This window comes from Streptomyces sp. NPDC048434 (assembly GCF_043200375.1).
Classification (GTDB): domain Bacteria; phylum Actinomycetota; class Actinomycetes; order Streptomycetales; family Streptomycetaceae; genus Streptomyces.
The window spans coordinates 99,905-118,336 of the sequence record NZ_JBICXQ010000029.1 but is presented as its reverse complement, the minus strand read 5'-3'; the positions used below and the strand labels follow the sequence as shown (position 1 = coordinate 118,336).

At 70.4% G+C, this 18,432-nt stretch carries 24 protein-coding genes; 15 read left to right on the top strand and 9 right to left on the bottom strand.

The genetic code is table 11. The annotated features are described in order from the left end of the window. Positions 1–174: 174 nt before the first annotated feature. Positions 175–318 (bottom strand): hypothetical protein, encoded by a 144-nt coding sequence (locus ACGFWI_RS30280; RefSeq protein ID WP_393909231.1) that lies wholly within the window; start codon positions 316–318, stop codon positions 175–177. Positions 319–720: 402 nt separating this feature from the next. Here ACGFWI_RS30280 and ACGFWI_RS30275 point away from each other — a divergent pair, with 402 nt between their 5' ends. From ACGFWI_RS30275 to ACGFWI_RS30265, 3 genes are all read left to right on the top strand, one after another. Beyond that, complete coding sequence (locus ACGFWI_RS30275; protein WP_393909230.1) at positions 721–855, top strand: hypothetical protein; 135 nt, start codon at positions 721–723, stop codon at positions 853–855. 329 nt (positions 856–1,184) lie between these two features. Continuing rightward, positions 1,185–2,069, top strand: coding sequence for a glycerophosphodiester phosphodiesterase (locus tag ACGFWI_RS30270; protein WP_393909229.1), 885 nt, complete (start codon positions 1,185–1,187; stop codon positions 2,067–2,069). A 431-nt stretch (positions 2,070–2,500) separates the two neighbouring features. Continuing rightward, positions 2,501–3,670 (top strand): acyltransferase family protein, encoded by a 1,170-nt coding sequence (locus ACGFWI_RS30265; protein WP_393909228.1) that lies wholly within the window; start codon positions 2,501–2,503, stop codon positions 3,668–3,670. Positions 3,671–3,885: 215 nt separating this feature from the next. Here the strand turns inward: ACGFWI_RS30265 and ACGFWI_RS30260 are convergent, their stop codons facing one another. The 3 genes from ACGFWI_RS30260 to ACGFWI_RS30250 all read right to left on the bottom strand — a co-directional run bounded on the left by ACGFWI_RS30260 (position 3,886) and on the right by ACGFWI_RS30250 (position 6,120). Then, positions 3,886–4,359: a RidA family protein gene (locus tag ACGFWI_RS30260; protein WP_393909227.1), complete on the bottom strand. Its 474-nt coding sequence runs from the start codon at positions 4,357–4,359 to the stop codon at positions 3,886–3,888. Continuing rightward, on the bottom strand, positions 4,356–5,195 hold the full coding sequence (locus ACGFWI_RS30255) for a DeoR/GlpR family DNA-binding transcription regulator (protein WP_393909226.1): 840 nt from the start codon (positions 5,193–5,195) through the stop codon (positions 4,356–4,358). The genes ACGFWI_RS30260 and ACGFWI_RS30255 overlap by 4 nt, the downstream gene beginning before the upstream one ends. A 226-nt stretch (positions 5,196–5,421) precedes the next feature. Beyond that, on the bottom strand, positions 5,422–6,120 hold the full coding sequence (locus ACGFWI_RS30250) for a spheroidene monooxygenase (protein ID WP_393909225.1): 699 nt from the start codon (positions 6,118–6,120) through the stop codon (positions 5,422–5,424). 141 nt (positions 6,121–6,261) lie between these two features. Between ACGFWI_RS30250 and ACGFWI_RS30245 the strand changes: the two genes are divergently transcribed. Beyond that, entirely contained in the window at positions 6,262–6,933 is a 672-nt protein-coding gene (locus ACGFWI_RS30245) for a TetR/AcrR family transcriptional regulator (RefSeq protein WP_393909224.1), read from the top strand. Between the two features lie 6 nt (positions 6,934–6,939). On the opposite strand, the gene ACGFWI_RS30240 is transcribed toward ACGFWI_RS30245, so the two are convergent. Then, entirely contained in the window at positions 6,940–7,974 is a 1,035-nt protein-coding gene (locus tag ACGFWI_RS30240) for an alpha/beta hydrolase (RefSeq protein WP_393909223.1), read from the bottom strand. Positions 7,975–8,070: 96 nt separating this feature from the next. Beyond that, positions 8,071–9,753, bottom strand: a complete 1,683-nt coding sequence (locus ACGFWI_RS30235; protein ID WP_393909222.1) for a bifunctional 3'-5' exonuclease/DNA polymerase — start codon at positions 9,751–9,753, stop codon at positions 8,071–8,073. A 576-nt stretch (positions 9,754–10,329) separates the two neighbouring features. Between ACGFWI_RS30235 and ACGFWI_RS30230 the strand changes: the two genes are divergently transcribed. From ACGFWI_RS30230 to ACGFWI_RS30195, 8 genes are all read left to right on the top strand, one after another. Then, the gene (locus ACGFWI_RS30230) at positions 10,330–10,575 is read left to right on the top strand and encodes a chaplin (RefSeq protein WP_393909221.1); all 246 of its coding nucleotides are present in this window, start codon (positions 10,330–10,332) and stop codon (positions 10,573–10,575) included. 246 nt (positions 10,576–10,821) lie between these two features. Then, positions 10,822–11,223: a rodlin gene (locus tag ACGFWI_RS30225; RefSeq protein WP_393909220.1), complete on the top strand. Its 402-nt coding sequence runs from the start codon at positions 10,822–10,824 to the stop codon at positions 11,221–11,223. A gap of 364 nt (positions 11,224–11,587) precedes the next feature. Continuing rightward, positions 11,588–11,821 (top strand): chaplin, encoded by a 234-nt coding sequence (locus ACGFWI_RS30220; RefSeq protein ID WP_393909252.1) that lies wholly within the window; start codon positions 11,588–11,590, stop codon positions 11,819–11,821. A 271-nt stretch (positions 11,822–12,092) separates the two neighbouring features. Then, entirely contained in the window at positions 12,093–12,380 is a 288-nt protein-coding gene (locus ACGFWI_RS30215) for a hypothetical protein (RefSeq protein WP_393909219.1), read from the top strand. Positions 12,381–12,709: 329 nt separating this feature from the next. Next, positions 12,710–13,108 (top strand): rodlin, encoded by a 399-nt coding sequence (locus tag ACGFWI_RS30210; RefSeq protein ID WP_393909218.1) that lies wholly within the window; start codon positions 12,710–12,712, stop codon positions 13,106–13,108. 461 nt (positions 13,109–13,569) lie between these two features. Further along, positions 13,570–13,965: a rodlin gene (locus tag ACGFWI_RS30205; RefSeq protein WP_393909251.1), complete on the top strand. Its 396-nt coding sequence runs from the start codon at positions 13,570–13,572 to the stop codon at positions 13,963–13,965. A gap of 143 nt (positions 13,966–14,108) precedes the next feature. Continuing rightward, entirely contained in the window at positions 14,109–14,714 is a 606-nt protein-coding gene (locus tag ACGFWI_RS30200) for a chaplin (RefSeq protein WP_393909217.1), read from the top strand. 393 nt (positions 14,715–15,107) lie between these two features. Then, positions 15,108–15,953, top strand: a complete 846-nt coding sequence (locus tag ACGFWI_RS30195; protein ID WP_393909216.1) for a nitrilase-related carbon-nitrogen hydrolase — start codon at positions 15,108–15,110, stop codon at positions 15,951–15,953. 18 nt (positions 15,954–15,971) lie between these two features. Here ACGFWI_RS30195 and tatA read toward each other — a convergent pair whose 3' ends face one another. The 3 genes from tatA to rpmB are packed head-to-tail and all read right to left on the bottom strand — an operon-like array spanning position 15,972 to position 16,757. After that, positions 15,972–16,169, bottom strand: a complete 198-nt coding sequence (tatA, locus tag ACGFWI_RS30190; RefSeq protein WP_393909215.1) for a Sec-independent protein translocase subunit TatA — start codon at positions 16,167–16,169, stop codon at positions 15,972–15,974. Between the two features lie 46 nt (positions 16,170–16,215). Further along, positions 16,216–16,521 carry a 30S ribosomal protein S14 gene (gene rpsN, locus ACGFWI_RS30185; protein WP_393909214.1) on the bottom strand — a complete coding sequence of 102 codons (306 nt, stop codon included), beginning with the start codon at positions 16,519–16,521 and terminating at the stop codon, positions 16,216–16,218. After that, the gene (rpmB, locus tag ACGFWI_RS30180) at positions 16,521–16,757 is read right to left on the bottom strand and encodes a 50S ribosomal protein L28 (RefSeq protein ID WP_393909213.1); all 237 of its coding nucleotides are present in this window, start codon (positions 16,755–16,757) and stop codon (positions 16,521–16,523) included. The genes rpsN and rpmB overlap by 1 nt, the downstream gene beginning before the upstream one ends. A 73-nt stretch (positions 16,758–16,830) precedes the next feature. On the opposite strand from rpmB, the gene rpmG reads away from it, so the two are divergent. The 3 genes from rpmG to ACGFWI_RS30165 are packed head-to-tail and all read left to right on the top strand — an operon-like array spanning position 16,831 to position 18,403. After that, positions 16,831–16,995: a 50S ribosomal protein L33 gene (rpmG, locus tag ACGFWI_RS30175; protein ID WP_393909212.1), complete on the top strand. Its 165-nt coding sequence runs from the start codon at positions 16,831–16,833 to the stop codon at positions 16,993–16,995. Between the two features lie 5 nt (positions 16,996–17,000). Next, entirely contained in the window at positions 17,001–17,255 is a 255-nt protein-coding gene (locus ACGFWI_RS30170) for a type B 50S ribosomal protein L31 (RefSeq protein ID WP_393909211.1), read from the top strand. Continuing rightward, positions 17,255–18,403: a CobW family GTP-binding protein gene (locus ACGFWI_RS30165; RefSeq protein WP_393909210.1), complete on the top strand. Its 1,149-nt coding sequence runs from the start codon at positions 17,255–17,257 to the stop codon at positions 18,401–18,403. Before ACGFWI_RS30170 ends, ACGFWI_RS30165 begins: the two co-directional genes overlap by 1 nt. Positions 18,404–18,432 lie beyond the last annotated feature (29 nt).

Here is an 18,432-nt window from a genome sequence, read left to right as displayed (position 1 = left end):
CTCTCGCTCCGGTTCGTATGGATCGGTCGGCGCGTCAGAAGCTATGAGTGGCGCTTCTCGATGGCCTGTCAGCCGTGTAACAGCCGTCCATCGACGGCTGTTACGTGATCTACATACGCGGGGGAGAGCCTTGCGGCCCGGCCGATGAGGCCCACGGTGAGGGGAAAGGCCAGGTCAGTCGCGGCCGAGGCGGCGCGCGGCGGGGGACCGTGGCCGCACCGCGGTCTGCGGCAGGGACGGGTTCCCGTGGTCGGGGCGGTCTTCTTCACCGACCGGCAGATACCGGGTCAGCGAACGGCGGGCGACGGCAGCAGGCATCTGACCCGCCACCCCTGCGCGTACGGGCCCGCCTCCAGCGCGCCCCCGAGAGCGCTGACCCGTTCCGTGAGGCCTACGAGTCCGGTGCCACCGCCCCGGCGGGTGCCCGCGGGCGCGCCGGGGCCCGCGGTGTCGGCGACCGAGACCTCCACGGACCGGTCGGCGGTCCGGCCGGCGAACACCTCGACGCGGGCGGCCCGCGGCGCATGCCGCCGTACGTTGGTCAGCGCCCAGCACCACGCGGTACGCGGTGTCCTCGGCCTCCCGTGAGAGGGCGCCGGCCAACTTGTCCTCCACGATCTGCCCGTCCAGCGCGGCCACCCGTCATCCCTCGGGGGCGAATAGGGGGGCGAGCCGGACCGGGGCGCGGAAGCGGGGCCGCTGACCGGTTCGTCCGGCACCATGCGGCACCAGGCCGCCGGCAGCGAGGGACCCCTCGCCGGAACGGAAGGAGCGCAGGTGGGGGAGGGGCGCGCGGCCACCGGCAACCGGCGGCTCGGCGGCATCGGCTCCCTGCCGGACATCTGGCGCATCTGAACAACGGATCCGGCACCTTTCCGGCGGACATCGGCACACGGCTTACCGCACCCACGGCGCTCCGGCGACGGCGCGTGCACGGATGGAGGGGTGTCCGGGGGACCTCCGCCCGCCGGCTCCGCACGCCTGTCCACCCTCGCTGACCTGGGGAAAAGCGATCGATGGGGCGGGCGGTCCACGGCGTCCGCGGGGATGCTCGCGTGGCGGGTGGCGGGGGATACGGGCATGTTGAGGGGACAGCCGCATTCCTGGACGGAAGGAAGGGCCTCAGGGGGCATATCACCCGCGGACGGGGCCGTTCGCGGGTGAGCGGACCAGGAGGCTCCCGCATGCTTCGGAGATCGCTGCGGATACCCGCCGCCGGGGTCGCCTACCTGGTGACGGCCGCGGTGACGTCGTCCGCGATGGCATCCGGTCCGGAGGAGTACGCGGATGTCGCGGTGAGCAGCGGGACGCGACTCGGGCCCGGCACCGCGGCAACGCTGGTGATCGCCCACCGCGGCGCCTCCCGTTACGCGCCCGAGAACACCCTCGCGGCCGTGGATGCCGCCCACCGCCGCGGGCTCATATGGGTCGAGAACGATGTGCAGCGCAGCAAGGACGGCCGGCTGGTGGTGATGCATGACGCCACGCTGGACCGGACGACCGACGCCGCGAAGGTGTTTCCGGGGAGGGCGCCGTGGCGGGTGGGGGACTTCACGGCCGCCGAGATCGCGCGGCTGGATGCCGGCAGCTGGTTCGGCAAGCAGTTCGCGGGGGAGCGGGTGCCGACGCTCGCCGACTATCTACGCCGTCTGGACCATAACGCACAGCGCCTTTTGCTGGAGATCAAGGCCCCGGAGAAATATCCCGGAATCGAGGCGCAGGTCATCCGCGAACTACGGGCACGAGGGTGGCTGGACCGGGCCCATGTCCGGAGCCGGCTGGTGGTCCAGAGCTTCTGTGTGTCGTGCGTCAAGGCCGTGCACGAGAGGGCACCGGAGATCCGTACGGGGATTCTCGGGGCGCCCGGGGTGGACAAACTGGCGCGCTATGCGCGGTTCGCCGACCAGATCAACCCCCGTGCGTCCGCGCTCAGTTCACACTGGCTGGCGGCCGTACACCGACTGCGCGGCCCGCATGGACGCCCGTTGCAGGTCTATGCGTGGGACGTGGCGAAGAACACCAGCGCCCGGTCGGTGCGGGCCCGGGGCGTCGAAGGTGTTATTGAATAACGGGCAAGGGTCGCGGATTAGAGGGGCATTGTCCAGATCTCGCGGGGCGCCGGACGGTGCTCCGGGCCGTGCTGCCGCCCGCGGTGCGTGAAGGAGCTGTGGAGGGCGGATGCGTCGCGTGTGGCCACCACAGACGGGGATTTACGTGATTCCCGCCGCGGGGCTAAGGTGCCTGAGATGTTCGACGCCGCCACACTCCCCGTAAAAGAACTAAGACGCAGGATTTGGCTTTTGGGTTCCGATTTGCGGCCCGGCGCGGGCCAGCGTCCAGCTCCTCCTCTGGGATCGCTCCGGGAGGCTCCTTGAAAAACGATTTTCCGGCATACGGCGAACGGCGGGTGCCGCTTCCCCCGCCCCGCCAGATGCCGCAGGATGCGCTGAGTACGACGGGCGCACCGGCGCGGGCCGGGACCGGCGGAGGGACGGCAACGATGGCACCGGCGGCGACCGCCTCCGGTCCGTCGACGGTCCGTCAGCCGACGGCCCCGGGCGGCACTTCGCATGCCAGGCTCCGTGGCCATGCCAAGGGCCGGGGCGCGGACCGTGCCAAGAATGCCGAGGCGGTGGACGCCAAGGCGAAGCCGCGCGACGCCTTCTTCGACAATGCGAAGTACCTGGCCATCGTGCTCGTGGCGATGGGCCACTCCTGGGAGCCGCTGCGCGACGGCAGCCGGACGGCGGCGGCGCTCTACATCACCGTCTACGCCTTCCATATGCCGGCGTTCATCATCATCTCCGGCTATTTCTCGCGCAGTTTCGATATGCGCAAGGACCGGCTGCAGCGGCTGATTACCGGCGTCGCCGTTCCCTACATCCTCTTCGAAGTCGCCTACACGCTCTTCAAGAGGTGGGCGGACGATGATCCGGGTTATCCGATCAGCCTGATGGATCCCTGGTATCTGACATGGTTCCTGGCCGCCCTGTTCATCTGGCGGCTGACCACTCCGCTGTGGAAGATCGTGCGCTGGCCGGTCCCGCTGGCCCTGGCCGTCGCCGTGCTCGCGTCCATCTCACCGGATATCGGCGACGATCTGGACCTCCAGCGGGTGCTGCAGTTCCTGCCGTTCTTCGTGATCGGTCTGTCGCTGCGGCCGGAGCACTTCAGGCTCGTACGCCGCAAGAAGGCGCGGATCCTGGCCGTACCGGTCTTCGCCACCGCGCTGGTCTTCGCGTACTGGGCGGCGCCGCGGATGAACGCCGCATGGTTCTACCACCGCGACGCCGCGCAGGAGCTGGCCGCCCCGTGGTGGAGCGGTGCGGTGATGACGCTGGCGATGTTCGGCTGCTCACTCGTGCTGGTGGCCTGCTTCTTCGCCTGGATTCCGGGGCGCACGATGTGGTGCACGGCGCTGGGCGGGGGCACTCTCTACGGCTATCTCCTGCACGGCTTCCTCGCCAAGGGGTCGCGCTTCGGGGACTGGTACGAAGCAGACTGGATGCACACCCCGTGGGGTGCGGTGGTGCTGACGCTCATCGCCGGCACCGTCATCACGCTGCTGTGCACACCACCTGTGCAGCGGATCTTCCGGTTCGCCATGGAGCCCAAGATGACCTGGGCGTTCCAGAAGGACCCGGTGGGGATGGCCCGCGGCCGGAACTGAGCGGTCGCGATCCCTACGAGGGATCGCGGCCCGCGCCGAGGGCCGCGATCCGCGCCGAGCGTGGTGACGCGTCAGCGGGTGGGCGACGGAAGCGTACGTCTGTGAACAGCGCCAGGGGCGCTCGTTCCACCGGGAGACCGGCGGGGCGGGCGCCCCTGGCGCGTGGGGAGGGGCAGCGGCCGGGCGCCGGCGTCGCGCCCGCCGGAAGACCGCCCTCAGCGGACGACGGCGATGCCTTCGATCTCGACCAGGGCCGTCTCGTCCCACAGGCGGGTGGCGCCGATCACGGCCATCGCCGGGTAGTCGCCGCCGACCAGGCGCTTCCACACCGCGCCGAGTTCGCGGGCCCGGCGGCGGTAGTCGGCGACATCGACCGCGAAGACGGTGAGCTTGGCGAGGTCGGACGGGCCGGCGCCGGAGGCCGCGGCGACGTCCAGGAGATTGGTCAGCGCCCGCTCGAACTGCTCGACGATGCCGTCCCCGACGATCCGGCCCGACCCGTCGAGCGCGGTCTGTCCGGCGAGAAAGACCATGGTGCCCGGGGCGGCGCGCACGGCATGGCTGAATCCGGTCGGCGGCGCGAGATGCGGTGGATTGATGCGCTCCAGCCCACCGCCCGATGCCGCGCCGTGTTCACCGCTCGCGGCACCCGTCTCCGCCCCCACGCTCGTCCCGCTCTCGTCACTCATCCCCGCCGGCTCCCCTCCGCTGCCAACTCGTATCGGACACCCAGGGATTGAAGCGCGTCCTGTTCCTCCTGGGGAAGCTCTTCATCGGAGATGACGAGATCGAAGTCGGCCAGCGGCGCGAGTTCGTAGAGCGCCTGGCGGCCGAACTTGGAGTGGTCCACCAGCAGCACCTTGCGCCGGGCCGCGGCCATCAGTGCGCGCTTGACCAGGACATTCTCCTGGGCCTGGTGGTAGCAGTGGCCGTTGTCGACCGCGGAGGTGGACAGAAAGGCGACATCCGCGCGGAAGCTCCGGGCGATATCGGCGGTGGACATGCCGAGGAAGGCGTTGAATGCCGCGTGATACTCGCCGCCCAGCGCGATCACCCGGATATCGGGCTCCTCGGCCAGTTCGTTGATGACCTGCAGGGAGTTGGTGATGACCGTGTAGGCACCCCGCCCGGAGAGCGCGCGGGCCAGCGGCAGCGCCGTACTGGAGTCATCGATGATCACGGCCTGGCCGGGCTCCGCTATGGCCAGTGCGGCCGCGCAGATGGCTTCCTTCGCGGCCACCTGCTCGTTGCCGCGCCAGCGCGCGTTGGACTCGAAGAGGGCGTTGGGCGCGGCCGTGGCGCCGCCGCGTACCTTCCGCAGCCAGCCCTGATGCTCCAGGGTGTCCAGATCGCGGTGCACCGTCATCTGGCTGACCCCGAGCTCCTGGACCAGTTCCTCGATGGTCACCTGGCCCTCGGCCAGCACCCGGTCGGCGATCCGCTTGCGGCGGTCCCTGGGGCTCAGCTTGGTGACCGACGCATCAGTCGCGACCGATACGTCGGCAGCCCCTTCGGTGTCGGTCAACGCTGGTCCCTTCCCGGATCGAATATCGGCCGTTCGCCCGTGGTCGGCCCCTACCCGGGGAGTTTAGGGCGTGCCCGGCGGATCCACGCGGGCCCGCGGCTCCCCACGGGCCGCCGGGCCGCACGCCGGGCGACGGAGGCCACCTGGTGCCGCACCCGCGTGCTTTCCAGCTGCAGCCGCGTGCATCACGCTGCGGGGCAGAACAGCCGGCTGTGGGTCAGAAAATTTAGGGGGTGCGCGATGCCCTCGCGGCCGCTGCCACCGGCTCATGGCCGTCCAGCGTCCCCTGGGCGCCGTAGGGCCGGCAGCGCAGAAACGCCGACTCGTGGTGGAACGGCTTCGCCCGGTGCTCCCCGACCGCTTCCCTGTGGGCGGGCCGGTCGGCGCCGTAGGCGTAGTGGCACATCGCCGACATGCTCTGCCAGAGGGAGAACGTGCCGACGAAGCGGGGCGGCCTGGCCAGGGCGACCGAAGCGATCATCGAAGGATCGGCCGCGGCCCGGCCGGAAGCCCGGGAATTGGCGCGCAGGAACGGCAGTGCGCGGCGCAGCCGAAGCTGCCCGAGGGTGAGGACGGCGACCGGTCCGTCCTCCTCGTCCCGCGTGGCGTCGGGGTCGATCTCGACCGGCATCGGGGGCCATGAACCGGAGATCCGCAGCGGCTGCAGCCGCACCTGCCAGCCGCCGGCCAGCCGTCGCGGCAGCGGGTCCTCGGCGAGGAAGCGGTCGAGCGCGGCATCGTCCTCCCACGAGGCGAGCAGTGCGGCCCGGCCGGGGCGCAGCACGGGCGGACCGGACGCGATGGCGCCGGTGAGCGTGGTCTGGGCGTACCGGAGGCCGGGGGTGGTGTCCGGCCGTGGGCGCTCGCGGAGGACGGCGCGCGCGGCGCTCATACCGATGTCGGCGAAGTGGACGGAAACGATCACGATGAGCCCCCGTACCTAGTCCTGCTGGCGAAGTTACTTATGCGTATACCATGTGGTACACGATTCAGTATCCTTCATCGCAGCGGCTGTGGCGAGCCGAAATCACCAGCCGGAACAAGCCAGATCGCAGGGTGGGAGCGCATGAGCGAGATCGACCGGAGCCGCGGCGCGCGCGCCGAGGCCAGGACGCGTATCGAGGACACGGCCGCCCGGCTGTTCGCGGAGCGCGGCTTCGCGGGCACGACCATCGGGGAGATCGCCGCCGAAGCGGGCCTGAGCAAGCCGATGCTCTACCGCCACTTCGACTCCAAGCAGGAGCTGCACCTCGCTCTGCTGGAGCGGCACCGCGATGAGCTGGCCGCCGCCCCGATCCGCGAACTCCTCCACGGCGAGGGCGATCTGGCCACGAGAATGACGGCGATGTACGACGCCTGGTTCGGGTATGTGCAGAGCCATCCGTACACCTGGCGCATGATGTTCCGGGACACCACGGGGGACGCGCAGGTGGCGGAGTTCCACCGTGAGCTGCAGCGCAGACAGCGGGAGACGGATGTGGCGCTGCTTCGCGAGTTCGTGCCCGGCATCCCCGAGGCCGAGCTGGAGCCCCTCGGCGAGGCGATCCGCAGCTCGCTGTACGGACTCGCGCTGTGGTGGCTGGAGCGGCCCGACCGCCCACGCGAGCTGCTGGTCGCGACGATGGTGCGGATCACCCGTGGCCTGATCTCCACGGTCGATGCCCTTGGCGACGAGCACCGGGGCATCGGGGCATCGACGAGGGAGGGCACCTCCGGTACGCCGGGCGGGACGGACTGAGCGGCCTCACACCACCGCCGGACACACCGGATGGAGCGCCGCCCTCAACTGCCCCGTCCAGTGCGCCGTCATCTCCCTCGCCACCCGGGTGTCCGGCGCGAACAGCTCGAAGCCGTGCCAGGCACCGGGCACATTGCGGACCGTGACCGCCACCCCCGCATCCATCAGGCGCCGGGCGTAGGCCAGTCCCGCATCGCGCATCGGATCGAGATCGCAGACCAGGACATAGGCCGGTGGCAGCCCCGACAGCTCGGTGGCGCGGGAGGGTGCGGCATACGCCTCCGCCTTTGCCGTCCCCTCCGGAAGGTAGTGCTTCCACGACTTCTGGACACCGCGCCCATCGAGCACCCGCGTATCCAGGGCACCCTCCGCCGGCGCCTCGTCCGCCCCGACCCGGTCATCCAGATCCGGGACGCACAGCGACTGATGGGCGAGCGCCGGCCCGCCGCGGTCACGGGCCATCAGGGCGACCGCCGCGCTGAGACCACCGCCCGCGGACTTTCCCGCCACCGCGATCCGCCCCGGATCGATGCCCAGCCCGGCGGCCCGCCCCGCCACCCATTCCAGGGCGCGATAGCAGTCCTCCACCCCGGCCGGATAGCGGTGCTCCGGGGCGAGGCGGTATTCGACGGTGATGATGACGGCGGGCAGCGCGCGGCAGAGTTCGATGGCCACGCGGTCCTGTCCCGGCAGCGACCGGCCGAGGGCGAACCCGCCCCCGTGGAAGTGCAGTACGGCGGGCAGCGCGCTCCCGGGGGCGTCCCCGTGCGCGCCCTCTCCCGGGGCGGCGTCCACCGCCCCCTCCGGACGGTAGACCTCGACCGTCAGCGCGCTGCCGTCCGTCCGCGGGATGCCGAACCGCTCGCTGCACACGCCCGTACGGTCGGCCGGGAAGGCGGCCAGCATCGCGTGGAACCCGTCGCGCGTGGCCTCGATGTCCTCATACGGATCGGAGAACTTTGGCAACGCCTCAAAAGCGGGTACGAGTTCGGGATGCACCGGCATCGCGGTCCGGTCATTCGTCTCGGGCTGGACGCTCATACGGGGTGCTCCTCGTTCAGGACGGACGTACCACAGCTCCTGCTCACGATCCCCGCCTGCACGCCCGCACCGGCCCCGCCGTGCCGGCCGCCCCGCTCACTTGGCCTGCGCATAGCACTCCACCACCGCCGTGGTGAACGGGAAGCGGACCGGGGTCTGGCCGAAGGCGATCCGGCCCGCCGTCACGGCGGCCGCCGCGATCGCTTCGGAGACCGTCGCCGCCTCCTCCGCGGGGCAGTGCACGATCACCTCGTCATGCTGGAAGAAGACCAGCTCGGCGCGGAGACCGCCCTCCGACAGCGAGCGGCGCAGCGCGGCCAGCAGCAGCAGGGCCCAGTCGGCGGCGCTGCCCTGGACGACGAAGTTGCGGGTGAACCGGCCGCGGGCGCGGGCGGCCGCCGAGCTGGTGCCGTAGGCCGGAGACTGCTCCTCCTCCTGGGGCAGGCCCGCCTCGTCGGGTGGCGCCACGGACGCGGGCGGGCAGGTGCGGCCCATCCAGGTGCGCACCAGCCGGCCCTCCTCGCCCGCGCGCGCCGCGTCGTCCACATACGCCACCGCGGCCGGATAGCGGCGGCGCAGATCCGCCATGTGCTTGAGGGCGTCGCCGGACGTCTGACCGTAAATGGCGCCCAGCAGACCGAGCTTGGCCCGGGCGCGGTCGCCGCCGAACGCGCGGGCCGCCAGATCCGCGTACAGATCCTCACCGCTGCCGGCCACCTCCATCAGGCCCCGGTCGCGGGAGATGGCCGCCAGCACCCGCGGTTCCATCTGGTCGGCGTCGGCGACCACCAGGCGCCACCCCGGGTCGGCGAGCACGGCCTGCCGGATCACCTTGGGGATCTGCAGCGCACCGCCGCCGTTGGCGGTCCAGCGGCCGGAGACCGTGCCCCCGGGCAGATACTCGGGGCGGAAGCGGCCTTCGTGCACCCACTGCTGGAGCCAGGTCCACCCATGGGCGGTGTACAGGCGATAGAGCGTCTTGTACTCCAGCAGCGGCGCCACCGCGGGGTGATCGATCCGCTGCAGCTCCCACTTACGGGTCGAGGTGAGCGAAATCCCGGCGCGGGCAAAGGCCTTGATGATGTCGTTGGGCAGATCCGGGCGGACCCGCGCGCCCGTCCCGAAGGCCCGGGACACCTCATCGGCCAGCTCCGCCATCCGGCGGGGCTCCCCGCCGCCCGGATAGCGCTCGCCCAGCAGTCCGTCGAGCAGCTTGCGGTGCACATCGGCACGCCAGGGCACCCCGGCCCGCCCCATTTCCGTGGCGACCAGCATGCCGGCGGACTCGGCGGCGAGCAGCAGCCGCATCCGGTCGGGATGTTCCGCTTTCTCCGTACGCGCCAGATGACCGGCGTAGACCTCCAGCAGCGCCGTCAGCTCGTCCGTGCCGGGCGGCAGCGGCACCGGGCCCGGCTCGAACAGGGACGGCTGGGTCTGTGCCGTACGGACCGGCGCGTCCTGCGGGACGGGCAGGCCGTGCAGCCGCGCCCAGGCGGCGGCCAGCGAATGCGGCTGGCCCGACTGGCCCTCCTCGTGGCCGATCAGCAGCGTCTCCGCGGCCTCCACGTCATAGCACCGCTCGACCCGCACGCCCGCCGCCAGCAGCCGCCGGTAGATCTCCGCGGTGGACCGCCACACCCACCGCTCGACCTCGGGCCGCGAGCGCACGGCCTCGGCGAGCGACGCCTCCCGCAGCACCGGTCCGGCAGGCCGGCCGTCCTGGGCGAGCGGGCAGAGACGAGCACCCCCGTCGCCCGTCTCCACCACCGCCCATCTCATGTTCCCGAGTCTTTCACCAGGGTCTGACATTCGCCTTGACCAGCGAAGACGACACGACCCCGGCCTTCACGGCAGCGAGACCGCGGCGGTCTGTCCTCTGCCCCTCGGCGGCGTGCCCGCATCGCCCAGGGCCTTTCCAGGGGCCACGCGGCGAGCGCCCGCCGCACGGCCTCGGCGGCCGGCAATTTCTGCCGTACGGCAAGAGCGAGCTCCGCGGCGGCGGAGGCGACGTGAGCCGTACTCCGGCCGGCCGACGACGAGGTGCGCGCCCGGATCAGCCGTCCGGGGCACCAGACTCTGCTGCCCCAACCGCTGTGCCGGCACCGGCGCTTGGGCCACCTCCAAGACGCCAAGGAACGCGACGCCACCGACAATCAGCCGTGTACGGAGGGGGATTGGCGCCCCGTGCAACCATGAGGCGGACGGCGACAACGCGTCACTGCGTCCTTTCGGACACGTGAGCCAGGTATTCACTCGATTGAACCGCTACCTTTGTCCCAGTTGGTGAGTTGAGCAGCTTGTCGCTCTAGGCGGCACGTACAGATACCTGAATGCTGCTCAGTGAAGAGGTTCACCGTGAAGTTTGTCTCGAAGGCCGCCGTTCTGTCCGCCGCCGCGGGAATCGCTGTTGTGGGCGGGGCCGGTGTGGCCAGTGCCCATGGTGGTGCCGGCGCAGCGGGTGTCGCCCAGAACTCCCCCGGTGTTGTCTCCGGGAACCTCATCCAGGTCCCGGTCGACGTGCCGGTCAACGTGTGCGGCAACACCATCAACATCGTCGCCCTGCTGAACCCGGCGTTCGGCAACACCTGCGTCAACGCCTGATCCCCGTATAGCACTTGAGGCCCGGCCCGCATTCGGGCGGGCCTCTCGACGGCAAAGGCCGGTACGAGTTCTTCGTACCGGCCTTTGAAATGCCAAAACACCCTCCGGAAGGCGAACATGACCCGGGCGCAGTGATATGTATCTATGGTTTCGTGGCATCCGGGTGAATCGGCGAAACCGCACCCCCAGAAGCGAGTTGACCAGTGCGCTCCGGATACGGGGACTCCGCTTCGAGAAGGGTAAATCGTGATCAAGAAGGTCCTGGCCACGACGGCTGTAGCCGCGTCCGTCGTCGGCATTTCGGCGGCGGTCGCCCCCCAGGCGATGGCGATCGGAAATCACAACGGCACCTCCACGGTCAACGGCAACGGTGCCAAGAGCGCGTTCGGCAACTCCACCACCGTGGGCAAGATGAGCCCGCAGCTGGAGCTCGTCCAGGGCTCGCTGAACAAGCCGTGCCTCGCCCTGGGCAAGCTGGACCTCCAGGTCCTGGGCCTCCCGGCCGCGGTGCAGGACATCAATCTGCTGTCCTCGCCGCAGAACCAGCAGTGCACGGAGAACTCGACGCAGGCCAAGGGCGACGAGGCGCTGTCGCACATCATCAGCGACATCCCGATCCTTTCCGGGAACGGCGTCGGCAACCACTGAGCCGGCCATCGGCCGCAGGCCCGGACCGCCGGCTCTCACTTCCAGAGCGGTCCGGGACCTGCGGCACCCCGTTACGAACCGTAGGGACGGAAAATCTCGATCCCCCTTTCGGTAGGAATTCGTATTCGGCGGGTACCTCCTCTGTTCGAACTCCGGTATTTTTTCCGCGTCGTATGCGCGGTGGCAATCTCTCGAAACGGTCTTGCACCCTTCGGGCGATTCCTCCGAAAACTTCCGGGCAAGGGTTTCGTCCACGAGGAGAAATCGTTACCAATATCGGCAGCGGTGTTACGGGCGAGCAGATCAGCGCCCGAGCGACACGACGGTCGTGTTCGCTACGGACCCGCTGCGGGAAGGGCTGAAAGTGAAGTACGCAAAGGTCGCAGCAGTCACTGCCGGAACGCTCATGGCGGTGGGCGCGGCTGCGCCGGCGTTCGCCGACGCGGGTGCCGCGGGTGGCGCCAAGAACTCCCCCGGCGTGCTCTCCGGAAACGCCATCCAGGTGCCGGTTCACATTCCGATCAACCTCTGCGGCAACACCGTCAACATCGTTGCTCTGCTGAACCCGGCGTTCGGCAACAACTGCCTGAACCACTGACTCGAAGGAATTCGAGCGGTGTCCACGTGACCTGGCCCCGGTGCGCGGTCCCCTGCGCATCGGGGCCGGTCGCGATTCGTTTCCGGCGGGCAGACGCATAACGACCAAATTTTCTGGGCGGCTTGGCCGAGAAGAGCGGAACTTCAGGGTTTCTCCGGACGAATGCACTCGTTAGTCACGCTGAAAGCGGTGATCCGAGCAGCGAAGTGATTGCTCACGTGGCGCTGATGTCGCGAGACCGTCAAGCACCGCCCGAGAAGGGACAGTTGAAGTGAAGTACGCAAAGTCTGCTGCGGTTGTGGTCGGTTCCGTCCTGGCGCTGGGGGCCGCCGCGCCCGCTTTCGCCGCCCAGCCCGGCGCTCCGACCATGAGCCTCAACGGCGGGCTGACCGACGCGCTGAACAGTGAGCAGCTGGACGGTCACCAGCTCGCGCCGCTGGTCAAAACGGTCAAGACCGCGGGGGGCAAGGTCAGGTCGACCAACGCGAAGAAGCTGCTCCGTGGCGTCACCGGGGTGGCCAAGAAGACTCCGCTGCTCGGTGGACTTCCGCTCAAGTAATCCCTGGGCGGGCGGCGTTGGCCGTCGGCGGCCGGATATCGGAGGCCAGGAGCGGCGACGGGGTGTGGACTTCACTGTCCCTCGGTCGTGCCCGGTGAATTCGACGCGGTATCGGTATTTCGCGGTACCCGGCTGCGGATCCGAGGTTTCCGAAGCTCCACCGCACCCCGGCTATTCCTTGCTCCGAATGCCGGATTCCGGCCGCGAGGACGATCGGCAAAACGGATCAATGCCCCTGCCCATCTGAGTGAATAAGAACAACCAAAATCATCCTTGTGAGTTGGGCAGGTTGCCCGGCCCAAGGGCATCCCGAAACACGAAGGACCAAAATGATCAAGAAGGTTCTGGCGACCGCCGCCGCGGCTGCGTCCATTGTCGGCGTGGCTGCCGCTGCCGCCCCCGCGGCGATGGCGATCGGTAACCAGCACGGAACGTCTTCCGTCAATGGCAACGGCGCGAAGCAGTATTTCGGAAACTCCACCACGTACGGCTACATGAGCCCGCAGATCGGCCTGATCCAGGGCTCGCTGAACAAGCCCTGCCTCGCGCTGGGCAAGCTCAACCTCCAGGGCGCAGGCGGGTTCCTGCTGCAGGACATCAACGTCCTGTCGTCGCCGCAGAACCAGCAGTGCACCGAAAACTCCACCCAGGCCAAGGGCGACGAGCCGCTGTCGCACATCCTCGACAACATCCCGGTCCTCTCCGGCAACGGCGCCGGCAACCGCTGATCGGCTGAAGAGCACCCGGGCCGCCCGGTCCTCCTTCTTCCGGGCGGCCCGGGTTTCTGCTGTCCGGGCCGGGTGCGGAAATGTTATTCGCTTGTGACGGAACTCCGGCACGCCGGATCGTTAGGAATAATGTGTGGAGGGAAGCATGCCAATGCCCTTGCGAGATTGATGGGGCTGCCAGGGTATTGGCATGCCGTCCGAAACGAGAGCAGGGCCTGCGAATCCGTTCATCGGTGGAGCGGGCCCTGCTCCGTACCAAGGGAATTGACGCTCCGGGCACGACAAGTCGCATTTTCGGTGCGCGAATTGGAGCGATGGCGGCGACAGCAACGGCAGATGATGTCTTTGCAGAAGGCCGGATGGCAGCTATTCGGGTGATGGTGCAGAACTCGATCCCGTATGGCGGGTTGTTCAAACAGGGCTCCCGTGTCGGGAGTTTCTTCTCCTGAAGGGTTTGCGTGATGAAGAAGATGATGGCGGGCGCGGCTGTGGCGGCGTCGCTGGTCGGTATTTCTGCTGCGGCCGCTCCGCAGGCCATGGCGATCGGTGACCAGAGGGGCACCAGCACGGTCAACGGAAACGGGGCGGCGTCGGTCTACGGCAACTCCACCACGCGCGGCGATCTGAGCACCCAGCTCGGGCTCGTCCAGGGCTCGCTCAACCAGCTGTGCGTCGGTCTGGGCAAGCTGGACCTTCAGGCCTTTGCCCCGGTCCTGGCGCAGGACATCAACGTGCTGTCGTCGCCGCAGAACCAGCAGTGCGCCGAGAACTCGACGCAGGCCAAGGGTGACGAGGCGCTGTCGCACATCATCGACGGCATTCCGGTCCTCTCCGGGAACGGTGTCGGCAACAGCTGACGGCCAACGGCCTCGGCCGTTCCACCGCTTGTGTTTCCGGGCGGTCGGCGCCGCGTATGCGCTGCCGACCGCCCGGTCGTACGAGCAGAACGGGGGGTGCGGGCGGCGGCCCGTACGCAACGACTGAAGAGGAGGGACGAGAGATGCGACAGAGCCTGAAGACGTGTGTGTTCGTCGCGGCGGCGTCGGGCGTGCTCGGTGCGGGCGGCGGCGTGGCGTACGCGGATGCCGGCGCCGGGGGCGGTGCGACGAACTCTCCCGGGGTGCTGTCCGGGAACAACATCCAGGTGACCGTGGACACCCCGGTCAACGCGTGTGGCAACTCGGTCGGCGGGGGCGCGGCGCTCAACCCGGCCATGGGCAATGCCTGCGGGAACGGTGCGGCACCTGCAGCGGCCGCCCGGCAGCCGCTGGGCGCCGCCCCGCCGCCCCCGGTGGCGCGCCGGCCGGCTCCGGAGGCGGCCCCGCAGCACGCGGCCCCGCACCGGGTGGAGCCGCCGGTGGCGCACCGTGCCAAGACGCCGCCGAAGCACGCCCGGAAGTCCACCGACGATCCCGGGGCGGCTCCTGCGCCGCAGCCCGCGCGCGAGGCGCGGGTGGGAGCGGTGGCGCGGGCCGGGGCGTCGGCGGGCTCCGCGCTGCTGGCGTCCACCGGGCCCGGCGAGCTGGGTGTGGTGGCCGGTGTGGGCGGTGGGCTGCTGGTGGGCGGGGCGCTGCTGCTGCGGCGTACCCGGACGCGCCGTAGATGAGCGCGGGCCGCTTACGGAGGGCCGGGCGCGGCCCGGGCAGCGGGATCGGCGGCCGGCCGAGCGGGTCCGGCGGGCCGCTCGGCCTGGGCCGCCCGGTCGAGCCTGCTGCCGGCATCGCCGGACGACTCGACCGCGGGCCGTCGTACCCGTGCCGCCGGGCGGCGCTGCGGCTGGAAGCCGCCCGGCGGGTCGTACGACGGATCGTGCGGATCAACGCGTGAAGACCGTGTCCGGCACGGGAAGGATCGTTCTTTCGCTCGTTGGTGGGGACCCGTCTTCCGGGTGTTTGAAGTGGGACGGAACCGGAAGCGCCGCGGGGCCGTGCCGCTCGCTGCAGCCTCTGGCAAAATTGGGGTGAAAGCCGCAAAGGTGATGGGTCGATGAGGTGGGGCCATGCTCATTGCGCTGGCGCAGACGGACTGTGTGCTGGGCGAGGTGGCGGAGAACCTCGATACCGCACGCGAGCAGATCGAGCAGGCGGCGGCGCAGGATGCGGATCTTGTCGTCTTTCCCGAACTGAGCCTGCACGGCTACCACTTGGGCGCGCTCAAACGCGATGAGTCCATCGCGGCGAGCGATCCCCGGCTGCTGGAGCTCAGCACCCTCGGCCCCGATGTGCTGGTCGGCTTCCATGAGCACACCAGCCTGCGGGCGTACAACACCGCGGCGCACTACTCGGCCGGCGCGCTGGTGCACGCCCACCGCAAGCTGTACCTCCCCAACTACCTGGCCTGGGAGGAGCGCAAGCACGTCAGTCCGGGGCAGTCGCTGCGCGCGTACGAGCTGAAGCGGGCCAAGAGCGGCGGCCGGGGCGCGACGCTGGTGTGCAACGACGCCTGGCAGCCGACGGTGCCGTGGCTGGCGGTGCAGGACGGCGCCGAGGTGCTGTTCGTCCCGACGAACAGCGCGGCGAGCCTGGATCCGGAGGCGATGGACACCGGCCTGTACTGGGACACGCTGCTGTCCTATACGGCGCGGATGCTGCAGTGCTGGGTGGTCTTCGTCAACCGCGTGGGCAATGAGCACGGCGCGACGTTCTGGGGCGGCTCGCGGGTGGTGGACCCGCGCGGCACGGTCGTGGCGCAGGCGCCCAAGTGGGAGCCCGCGCTGGTCACCGTCGAGATCGATCTCGCCGAGGCGCGGCGGCAGCGCCGTGTGGTGCCGCTGGTCGCCGAGGCCCGGCTGGGGCTGATCGACCGCGAGGTGCGGCGGCTGATCGACGAGGGCGGCGACCACTGAGGGGCCGGCAGCCCGGCCTCAGTGACGGGCGGCGGACTCCGGACGGGGTGCCCGGGGCGGTTCGTCGCCCTTGAGGGCCTTGGCCTCGGACTTGAGGATGCGCATCGAGCGGCCCAGGCCGCGCGCCATGTCGGGCAGCTTCTTCGAGCCGAAGAGCAGCACGAGCACCGCGATGATCAGGATCAGATGCCAGGGCTCGAAGGCGTTGCGGAGCATGCGCGCGCTCGCTTTCGTCGGGAGGGCCGGACGGCCGGCGGCGTGGTTACCAGCTCGACTTGCGGACGCCCGGCAGATGGCCCGCGTGCGCCTGCTCGCGCAGCCGTACGCGGGACAGGCCGAAGGCGCGGAAGTGGCCGCGCGGGCGCCCGTCGATGCTGTCGCGGTTGCGCACCCGGGTGGCGCTGGCGTCCCGCGGCTGGCGGGAGAGCTCACGCCGGGCGGCGGTGCGCTCCTCCTGCGGTGTGTGCGAGCTGCGGAGGACGGCCTTGAGGAGGGTGCGCCGGGCCGCGTAGCGGGCGACGGTCGCGCGGCGCTTCTCGTTCTTGGCGATCTTGCTCTGCTTGGCCATCAGACCTTCTCCCCCCGGGCGCGGATACGGGCGACGGCCGCCTCGACGCCGATCGTGTCCACGGTCTTGATTCCCTTCGCGCTCAGCGTGAGCCGGATGTGCCGGCCCTCGCCCTGCAGCCAGTAGCGCTTGCGCTGGACGTTGGGGTCGAAGCGGCGCGGGGTGCGGCGGTGCGAGTGGGAGACGGCGTTGCCGAAGCCCGGCGTGCGGCCGGTCAGCTGGCAGTGGGCGGACATGGTGCGGTCCTTTCGGTCGGAGCCCCTGGTGAGAGCCTATTGAAAATGGAAACCATTTCCGTATACTAACCACATGGCCCGCAACGAACTACGCCCGGTCGTCAAGCTCCGGTCCACCGCCGGCACCGGCTACACCTACGTGACCCGCAAGAACCGCCGTAACGACCCCGACCGCCTGGAACTGCGCAAGTTCGACCCGGTGGCCGGCCGGCACGCCACCTTCCGAGAGGAGCGCTGAGCACCGTGAAGCCTGGAATCCACCCCGTCTACGGGCCGGTCGTCTTCCGCGACCGGGCCGCTGACTTCGCCTTCCTGACCCGTTCGACCGCCACCAGCGAGAAGACGGTCGCGTGGGAGGACGGCAACACCTATCCCGTCATCGACGTCGAGATCTCCGCGGCGAGCCACCCCTTCTACACGGGCACCGCCCGGGTGTTGGACACCGCGGGCCGCGTCGAGCGGTTCGAGCGCCGCTACGGCACGCGCGGGGCCCGCTGATGGAGCGGCTCCCTGTCGTCCTGGTGGGCGGCCTGCACGCGGAGGCGCGGCGGGCCGCCGTCGAGCGGCTGCTGCGGACCGTCCCCGGCAGCGTCGCCCTCCACCACGACCTCGCCTCCGCCGCCGAGGGCACCGTGCGGCGCACGGTCCGCGACGCGGGCGGCACCCTCGACACCGGTTCGGCGCCGCTGGTCAACGACTGCGCCTGCTGTGCGCTGCGCGAGGACCTGGTGCCCGAGCTGGAGCGGCTGGCCGCCGGACGCACCTGCCGGCTGGCCGTCGTCGAGCTGTGGGACTCGGTCGAGCCCAAGGCGATGGCCGAGGTGGTCACCGCATGCGGGAGTGAGAATTTCGCGCTGACCGGGGTGATCACCGCCGTCGACCCGGCGCTGCTGCTGCCCTACCTCGGCTGCGGCGACGACCTCGCGGAGGCCGGTCTCGCGGCCGCGGCCTCCGACCAGCGCACGGTCGCCGACACCTGGGCGCGGCAGCTGGAGTACGCGCCGGTGCTGGCGCTCGCCACGGGGGAGGAGGAGGCGGAGCCGGCCGACCTCGCGCTGCTCGCCCAGCTGCATCCGATGGCACACCAGGTCCCCGTGGAATCAGGGGAGTTGGCGGCCTCGGCGACGGCCGGTTTCGATGTGGCGGCGGCCGCGGCACGCCAGCACCCGGCCTGTGCGCTGCTGCCGCAGGAGGCCGATGCGGAGGGCGTCGGCACGCTCGTGTGGCAGCACACCCGGCCCTTCCACCCCGAGCGGCTCTACCGCGCACTGGAGGACCTGACCTGTGCGGCCGTGCGCAGCCGGGGCCGGTTCTGGCTGGCCGACCGCCCGGACACCCTGCTGTCGTGGGACGCGGCCGGCGGGGCGCTGTGCGTGGAGAACGCCGGGCCGTGGCTGGCCTCGCTGCCGGACGCCGCCTGGGAGATGGTGCCGCCGATGCGCCGGGCCGCCGCCGCGCTGGACTGGCACCCCGAGCACGGGGACCGCGCCCAGCATCTGGTCTTCACCTCGCCGGACCTGGACCGCGAAGACCTCGCGTCCCTGCTGGAGTCCTGTGTGCTCACCGACGCCGAGTACGCGGGCGGCCGGTCGGCCTGGAAGAGCCTGTCGCCCGCCTTCGACGCCCTCCTCGACCCCGTGTCGTGAGGGACCGCGTCCGCCCGTCCGTCCGTACG

Bases quoted from the DNA above. Each gene is read 5' to 3' on its own strand.
- ACGFWI_RS30195 (WP_393909216.1), top strand. From the start codon at position 15,108: ATGCTCATTGCGCTGGCGCAGACGGACTGTGTGCTGGGCGAGGTGGCG.
- ACGFWI_RS30260 (WP_393909227.1), bottom strand. From the start codon at position 4,359: ATGAGTGACGAGAGCGGGACGAGCGTGGGGGCGGAGACGGGTGCCGCG.
- ACGFWI_RS30275 (WP_393909230.1), top strand. From the start codon at position 721: ATGCGGCACCAGGCCGCCGGCAGCGAGGGACCCCTCGCCGGAACGGAA.
- ACGFWI_RS30200 (WP_393909217.1), top strand. From the start codon at position 14,109: ATGCGACAGAGCCTGAAGACGTGTGTGTTCGTCGCGGCGGCGTCGGGC.
- tatA (WP_393909215.1), bottom strand. From the start codon at position 16,169: ATGCTCCGCAACGCCTTCGAGCCCTGGCATCTGATCCTGATCATCGCG.
- ACGFWI_RS30210 (WP_393909218.1), top strand. From the start codon at position 12,710: ATGATCAAGAAGGTTCTGGCGACCGCCGCCGCGGCTGCGTCCATTGTC.
- ACGFWI_RS30205 (WP_393909251.1), top strand. From the start codon at position 13,570: ATGAAGAAGATGATGGCGGGCGCGGCTGTGGCGGCGTCGCTGGTCGGT.
- ACGFWI_RS30265 (WP_393909228.1), top strand. From the start codon at position 2,501: ATGGCACCGGCGGCGACCGCCTCCGGTCCGTCGACGGTCCGTCAGCCG.
- rpmB (WP_393909213.1), bottom strand. From the start codon at position 16,757: ATGTCCGCCCACTGCCAGCTGACCGGCCGCACGCCGGGCTTCGGCAAC.
- ACGFWI_RS30165 (WP_393909210.1), top strand. From the start codon at position 17,255: ATGGAGCGGCTCCCTGTCGTCCTGGTGGGCGGCCTGCACGCGGAGGCG.
- ACGFWI_RS30240 (WP_393909223.1), bottom strand. From the start codon at position 7,974: ATGAGCGTCCAGCCCGAGACGAATGACCGGACCGCGATGCCGGTGCAT.
- rpsN (WP_393909214.1), bottom strand. From the start codon at position 16,521: ATGGCCAAGCAGAGCAAGATCGCCAAGAACGAGAAGCGCCGCGCGACC.
- ACGFWI_RS30270 (WP_393909229.1), top strand. From the start codon at position 1,185: ATGCTTCGGAGATCGCTGCGGATACCCGCCGCCGGGGTCGCCTACCTG.
- ACGFWI_RS30235 (WP_393909222.1), bottom strand. From the start codon at position 9,753: ATGAGATGGGCGGTGGTGGAGACGGGCGACGGGGGTGCTCGTCTCTGC.
- ACGFWI_RS30245 (WP_393909224.1), top strand. From the start codon at position 6,262: ATGAGCGAGATCGACCGGAGCCGCGGCGCGCGCGCCGAGGCCAGGACG.
- rpmG (WP_393909212.1), top strand. From the start codon at position 16,831: ATGGCCCGCAACGAACTACGCCCGGTCGTCAAGCTCCGGTCCACCGCC.
- ACGFWI_RS30280 (WP_393909231.1), bottom strand. From the start codon at position 318: ATGCCTGCTGCCGTCGCCCGCCGTTCGCTGACCCGGTATCTGCCGGTC.